Genomic DNA, 6,819 nt, shown 5'->3' on the forward strand with positions numbered 1-6,819 from the left:
CTCAGCCTCAGCCCCAAGGAAGGAGTCCTGTTATGGGAGCAGGTAAAGGCTTCGACTACTACCGCAACACCTACACCCATGAAGAGCTTTGGGAGATGCTCATCACCCAAGGCGACCCGTGGAGTGTCGAGCAAGGCGGCAGCATGTGGACCACCGCCAAGGGCGGCCTTGAGACAGCCCGTGATCAGCTCGACAGCAGCATGCTCGCCACGGTCGACTACTGGCAGGGCCCTGCCTCCGAAGAGTTCCAGCGCCGCATGCGTCTTGTCTACGAATACAGTCAGACGGCTGAAGAAGACATGATGCAGATGGCTGAGAGCTGGATCCCTGATGTCTCACAAGCCTTGAGTGACGCCCAGACCAGCGCACAGAATCAGGACCTCTCACCGGCCAGTGAACTCGAGTACGAGGACTGGCTTGAAGATGTCAAGAACGTCAAGCCCGAAGATCCTGATTACCTCACCAAGCAGGAGCAGTACCGGAACGAGTACGAGCAGTACAGATCAGACCGCCACGACGCGATGGCCCGGATCGTGGCAGATCTCGGTGACAGGTACAAGTCCGAAAGCATTTACGGTCCTGTTGAAGGCCCCCCTCCCCCGCCTCCCAGCGACATGCCTGGCAACACCACCTACCAGCCACCGACCGGCGGGGTGTTCGGCCAAGACGGCTTGTCGAACCCTGACGGCCTTGACGGTGCTCCCGGAAGTGACGGGGGCTTGGCGGACCGCAACGGCGATGGCATCCCCGACAGTGAGCAAGGTGATCTCGACCCCGTCGAAGACTGGGCGCCGGGTTCCTACGAGAACGTCGACTCCGACATCAACGGTGGTGGTCTGGCCGGTGGCGGCCTCAGCCCCATCGGCGGCGGAGGCTACACCGGAGGCACCGTACCGACAGGTGGCACGGGCGGTACCAGCTTCACCGGCGCCGGCACGGGACTGTTCGGTCCGGCGAGGGGAAGCGGCACGGGACCTGCTCCTGGCCGTGGAACGACCGGTACGACCAGCCCGGCTCGAAGTGGTGCGAACACCAGCGGTGGCCGTGGCAGCGGGTCCGGAAGCGGTCGCGGTATGGGCCCCGGTTCGAACACGTCTGGTCGCGGTATGAACAACCGGGGCATGGGTCCGCGCGGCGGCACCCGGTCCGGTTACTACGACGATGACGAGGAAGAAGAGACCACGCGCGAGACCTGGCTGCGGGAAGACGACATCAACTGGAGTCGCAACCGCACGTCGGACGAGGAACTCGACGACTGACGGCCAGCTGAGCAGAGCGTTTGAGGGGCGAACGGCCAAGGCCGTTCGCCCCTCACTCGTTGTCCGATGGCCGTGAGATATGAAATGGCTCCGGAGACGGCGAGTTCGCCGTCTCCGGAGCCATATGCCTTATCGGCGCTGGTTCGGGTCGCTGCCCGGACCCCAAGGCGGACTCGACTCGCCGGTGTTCATCGGCGGGCTGTAATGCTGCTGACCACCGGTCGGCGGCGGAGGGCTGAAGTTCTGGCCTCCACCGGGAGGCGGCCCGTACTGGGGAGGTTGAACCTGACCGGTTTGGGGATAGCCACCTTGAGCAGGGGCGCCCTCACCGCCGAAACCGCCGGGCGGCCCCGCTTCAGCGGCCTGTTTGCGGCTTCGCCCTCGGAGCACCAGCCATACCGCGATCGCGGCACCGACCAAGACGACGGCGGCTGCAACGATGATGATGGTTGAGAGCCCTGTGCCCGACTGCTCGGCAGCGCCGACCGATGGGCTGTTTTCCGACGAGCCTTCTCCCGAGCCTTCAGCGGCTCCCTCTTCTTCCGCTTCGGCGCCGCTTGCTCCGGGCTCACCCAGCGGGTAGCCGAGTGGATTCTCTTCAACCGTCTCGATGTCACCTGCATTGACGGCTTGGTCTGCATTGATCACCCCGTAGCCCAACTCTTCGGTGTGATCACTGCCACCACCGCTGCCGGCAGTCTGGATCAAACGCTGGATCGCGTTGTTGCCATCGATGTCCTGATTGGCTGACAAAATCAATGCAACGACACCACTGGTGATGCCCGTGGCAAGCGATGTTCCTGTCGATTCGCGGTATAGCTCTTGGTCAGTGTCATCGCCCCAGCCAAGCGATTCCTCCTGAACCGCAGCAACGGTCATCCCGGAAGCCGGCGCCGAAACTTCGACATCTTCGCCAGTCGTGCTCTGATCCCAAGAATTCCCGCTCTGATCGGTTCCCGCCACCGCGACAACTCCAGGTATTGACGCAGGGGCAGGTACTCCCTCGAGAGCAGGATCGTTACCCGCACCGGCAACGACAACCGCGCCCATATCGATTGCGTATTGGATTGCTCCCAGATACTCTTCGCTCGGTTCGTAGTCGACACTCACCCATGGCAGAGCCACCACATCAGCACCATTGTCGGCCGCCCATCTGATGCCCTCGATCGCTGCGCTTTCACCGGCACCACCGGTCAAGCCTTCGATCTCGGCACCGTTGTTAATACGGACCGGCAGGATCGTTGCCGCTGGGGCGACATTCAAGACCATTGAGGTAACAGCGGTTCCGTGGCCCTCAGCGTCATTCCAGGCGTCTTCCTCGTCTGAGTAAGTCGAGTACCCCGGTTGAATATCCTTGCCTTCGAAGTAGGGGTGCTCAGAAACACCCATATCGACAACGGCGACCGTGACGCCCTCGCCCTGCGTGGTCTCCCACGCTGCTGGAGCCTGGATCTGATCGGTGACCCACTGGTTGGCGGCCTCGAGCTCTCCGTCTTGAGCGATCGCCGCTCCAGGCGTGGCGACAATGGCGCCGGCCAGTGCGAGCGTGCCGATTCCGGCGCCTACGGCAAGCCTTGCGCGGCTTGAGGATTCGGTGAGGCGGTATCTGCGTTTCGGGGGTGTTGGGTCGAGAGGTGTCGCCATGGGGATGGCCCCTTCCGTAGGTGAACCGATACAGCGCTGTCCGCTCTGTCCCACAAGATACCGGACCAACCTCCTGCCTGCGAGCCCCAGGCCATGCGTCCGTACGCAGTGTGCAGCCTCTCTGCGGCGCCCTGCGCCAGGCACGAAGCCAGCGGCCATGCCGCGACGATCAAGGGCCGGCTCCTCACATCCGATCTCACATCGATATGAGTAAATCGTGCATTTCATAACGAAACAGCCGCGAACAGCGAATACGCCCAGGTGTGTGCCTATGCGGCGCAACATCATTGTTGTGGTGAGCACTGACTTGGATACGACAGACGGCCGCCCCTCATCGACTCGCACCCTTGACACGCCGCCCGAGCTCGATCCTTCTAGCGGAGTCGCAGGCCCACCGCCCCTCAGACGAGGGTCGTGGGCCTCTCCGCTCCACGCCCTGCAGCCGCAACCAGCGAACCCCACGCTTTGCATTCAATTGGCAACATTCCGGCGAATCGCGGAATCGGCAATGAAGCTGATCCACCCCCACCGCCCGAGGAGTTCCATTGGCCTCTCAGCTGATCGAACATGCCCGTCTACGACTGCGTTCCATCCCCGCTGACCAGCACGGCGAGCAGGCTCGACTTGGACGGCGAGAGTCAGATCGCGGTCGCGTTCACCCACTGAACGAATACCGCGAAGTCCTTGCGCCTCGTCGCGGGGCGTCGATCCTGCTCGAGCGGCACGGTCAGTCCGGTGTCGCTTCCATGTGGAGGCGGGCGTTGACCTCGGCGGGATCGAAGGGTTTCAGGACTTCCGGGTCGTGCTCGTCGATGAGTTGGCGGTGGTCAGGGTGCTCGGCATCCGCCAGGGCGGCCGTCAGGTGCCGCCATGCCTCGAGGCCGCCCGCGTCCTCCAGCGGCGCCGGTTCCCCTCCGTCCGTGCAGCGCGGATACGCGGCGGCCGGGTCGGGTTCGGCCACGGCCTCGACGGTCACCGTGTGGTCCCAGTTGTCGTTGAAGTCGTACAGGTAGGTCATGTCGTCGCCCGGATCGGAGAGGACCTGCTCGACGGCGACCTCGGCCTCGTCCTCGCAGGCGAGCTCGGCGCCGGCGCTGAATTCGCCGAAGGCGGTCACGAAGCAGTGGGAGTGCGCGCCGGTCCAGGCGAAGGCGGTCTGGAGGATCGCGTGGAGGTCCGACAAGGAGGTGTCGGCCGGCACTTCGAGGCGGCGCCAGACCGGCGGGTCGGTGCGCTCCAGGGCGACGCGCAATCGGAGGATCGGCGCCCCGCCTTCGCGGTCGGGCTTGGGCGGCAGCCGGGTCGCGGGCTCGTCGGTCTTCCAGTGGCCTGGGACGTGCCCGCCGTGCTCGGGGGGATCGCCGACCAGGCCCGCCTCGTTGAGCCTGCGGCCCAGCAGGATGATCCGGCCCGGCATCAGGTCCTCCTCCAGGCCGCCCTCGGCGTCGTCGTCATCGTCGGCCCAGTGGTCAAGGGTCGCGCCGATCGCGCCGTCGAGGAAGATCCGGGCCCGCTCGCTGTCGAGGTCCTCGGCCACCGTCGGGACGTCGTCGACGAGCTCGCCGCGCTCGACGCGCCGGACGAGCTCGTCCACGTGGTCGGGCGGGACGGGGTCGAGCATCGTGATCGCGCCGCAGTCGGTGTAGTCGACGCCGACGAGGAAGCCGTGCTCGGTGTCCGAGCGGCGGAACAGCGCCAGCAGCCAGGCCTCGGAGCGGCTGCCGGGGACGGTGACCATCGTGAAGCGGATCGGCTCGACCGGCTCGGAGAGCGCCGGGGCCCACACCGGGTCGGCGACGCCGGCCGCGTCCAGGGCGGCGTCGGCCCGCCGGGCCAGATCCGCCAGGCCCGGGTCGGGCCCCAGGCCGATGAAGGCCAGGAGCGCGCGGGCGCTCGTGTCGCCCTGGAGTGCGACGTCCTCGACCAGGCGCACGGCCGCGCGGTCGGAGTCGAGCAGTTCGAGGCCCGCCAGGAGGCCGAGGACGGCGCCGCCGGCGAGTTCGGCCTCGAAGGGGTCGGTGACGGTCGAGAGGTCGTCGCCGATGGCGGCCATGTGCGGGCGCATCATCGCCAGGAGGTCGTCGATCCCGGCGGCCTCGTGCCTGGCTTCGGCGCGGCTGGCGATCCGCTCGACGCGCCGCCGCTCCCGTCGGGTGCTCATCACTCCATGCTGTCACCTCGGCACGGCGCTGGGAACCCCTTCAGTCCTTCCCGAGGCAGAGCAGGCCCTCGACGGTGTCGTCTTCGGGCGCGACGCCGCCTTGGGCCGGGAGGCACCCCGGGTCGGGGTCGACCCGTTCCAGGCAGCCGCTGCGGATCTCCAGCGCGGCGGCTTCGCCGAGGACGAGGTGCAGGGTCAGCTCGTCCTCGCGCGAGGCCCTGATCGAGGCGTCGCCTTCGGCGGTCGTGCCGTCGTAGAGGATCTGGTAGTCCTCGCCGCTCCAGGCCTCGCGGACGGCCTGGGCGTAGGCCGCCTCGTCGGCCGGCTCGGCGAAGGGCGCGAGCTCATAGGCGAGCAGGTAACGGTAGGTGCGCAGGCCGGCGTCGGTGCGGTAGCCGCAGGCGGTGACCTGGACGGTGCGGGCGTCGAAGCCGGGGAAGGCGTCGGGGCCGGCCGCGGTGGCCGTCACCGCTGTCTCCATGCGTGCCCACACGTCCGATTCGTCGTATGCTCCGACGGGCGGTCCGGTCTCGGCGGAGGCGGCGACCCACCGGTCCACCGAGGAGACGACGCCGACGGCGAGGACCGCGGTCAGGCCCCAGGCGAGGCCTTCGACGCCGATGACGCGGCGGGCGCTCCTGGGCCGGGCCTCGCGCAGCCAGCCCTTGGCGCGGGGGGTCAGGGCGAGCGCGAGGGAGGCGAAGGCGACGGGCCCGACGGTGAGGGCGAAGACCGCGCCCGGAGCGAGGTAGCCGCCGGGGTCGATGGGGACGAGCAGGAGGATCTGCTGGACGGCGACGAGGACGCCGGCGCAGGCGAGGTAGAGGCGGGCGCGGTGGCCGCCGCGGCCGAGCCAGACGGCGGCCACGAGGTTGACCGGGATCGTCGGCGCGAGCACGAGCAGGTACGACAGGCTCCGTTCGAGCAGGTCGGTCTCGACGCCGCCGCCGGTCCACGCGAAGCTCTGAAGGCCCTGCCACACGCCCAGCCACAGCGCCACGGTGATCGCGGCCTGCGCCAGCAGCGCGAGGCGGAGGGTCTGCACTTGCCAGGGCGGCCTGGGGTGGGGGCCGCCCGATCGCCGCACCAGTCGCATTCGGGCCCTTGCTCACGGGGGGAATATGCGAGGACTTCCCGCACTCGGATCGAGCATACCGGGAATGCACCACCGGGAGGGTCCGGCGGGAGTCCGCCCGTCCGGTGCGTCACCTTCGGCGGGCACGGCATCGGCCGCCGGCCCGGGCGGGTCGGCGGCCGATGATCGCCAGTGCTAGGCCTGGCCGTTGGGCGGGAGCAGCGTGGTCTGGATGAGCTGCTCGCCGTCTTTGCGCCGCACCAGGGTGCCGCGGCCGGCCGGCTGCGGGCTCGGGCGCAGCTTGCCGAAGATCTGGCCCTCCTCCTTGCGGCCGCTCATCAGCAGGCCCGGGGATTCGAGCTGCTTGATCTGCCCCATGATCGGGTCCATCATCGACCGCCCGGCGCCGGCGCAGCGGCGGGCGATGATGACATGGAAGCCGATGTCNNNGCCNTGCGGGATNAGCNCGGNCAGGANCGTCATCGGGTTGGTCCTGGTCGCCACCATCTCGTAGTCGTCGACGATGAGGTACAGGTCCGGTCCGGTCCACCACGAGCGNTCNCGNAGCNNNGCCGGNNNGACGTCGNCNCCGGGCAGNCGCTTCTCNATCGGNCCCNTGAGGTTCTTGCACGAGGCCTCGAACTGCTTGCCCGACATGGCGTANTCCAGCAGCNTCGGCT

The 6,819-nt window shown here is 67.8% G+C and carries 4 protein-coding genes and 1 pseudogene (1 of these 5 cut by a window edge); 1 reads left to right on the forward strand and 4 read right to left on the reverse strand.

Annotated elements, in window-relative coordinates; translation table 11 throughout:
* Nucleotides 1–32 precede the first annotated feature (32 nt).
* A complete protein-coding gene (locus YWW_RS0124575; protein ID WP_026932165.1) occupies nucleotides 33–1,259 on the forward strand; it encodes a WXG100 family type VII secretion target in 1,227 nt (408 codons plus the stop codon).
* A 129-nt stretch (nucleotides 1,260–1,388) separates the two neighbouring features.
* Here YWW_RS0124575 and YWW_RS35500 read toward each other — a convergent pair whose 3' ends face one another.
* The 4 genes and pseudogenes from YWW_RS35500 to eccCb form a co-directional block, all read right to left on the reverse strand.
* A complete protein-coding gene (locus tag YWW_RS35500; protein ID WP_162145999.1) occupies nucleotides 1,389–2,903 on the reverse strand; it encodes a S8 family peptidase in 1,515 nt (504 codons plus the stop codon).
* 727 nt (nucleotides 2,904–3,630) lie between these two features.
* Entirely contained in the window at nucleotides 3,631–5,064 is a 1,434-nt protein-coding gene (locus YWW_RS34535; protein WP_051326272.1) for a plasmid pRiA4b ORF-3 family protein, read from the reverse strand.
* A 40-nt stretch (nucleotides 5,065–5,104) separates the two neighbouring features.
* Nucleotides 5,105–6,109, reverse strand: coding sequence for a hypothetical protein (locus YWW_RS0124590; protein ID WP_026932166.1), 1,005 nt, complete (start codon nucleotides 6,107–6,109; stop codon nucleotides 5,105–5,107).
* 225 nt (nucleotides 6,110–6,334) lie between these two features.
* Nucleotides 6,335–6,819: pseudogene (gene eccCb / locus YWW_RS32840) on the reverse strand (type VII secretion protein EccCb) (it continues 3,889 nt past the right edge of the window).

The organism is Glycomyces tenuis DSM 44171 (assembly GCF_000427885.1).
In the GTDB taxonomy this organism is placed as follows: domain Bacteria; phylum Actinomycetota; class Actinomycetes; order Mycobacteriales; family Micromonosporaceae; genus Glycomyces; species Glycomyces tenuis.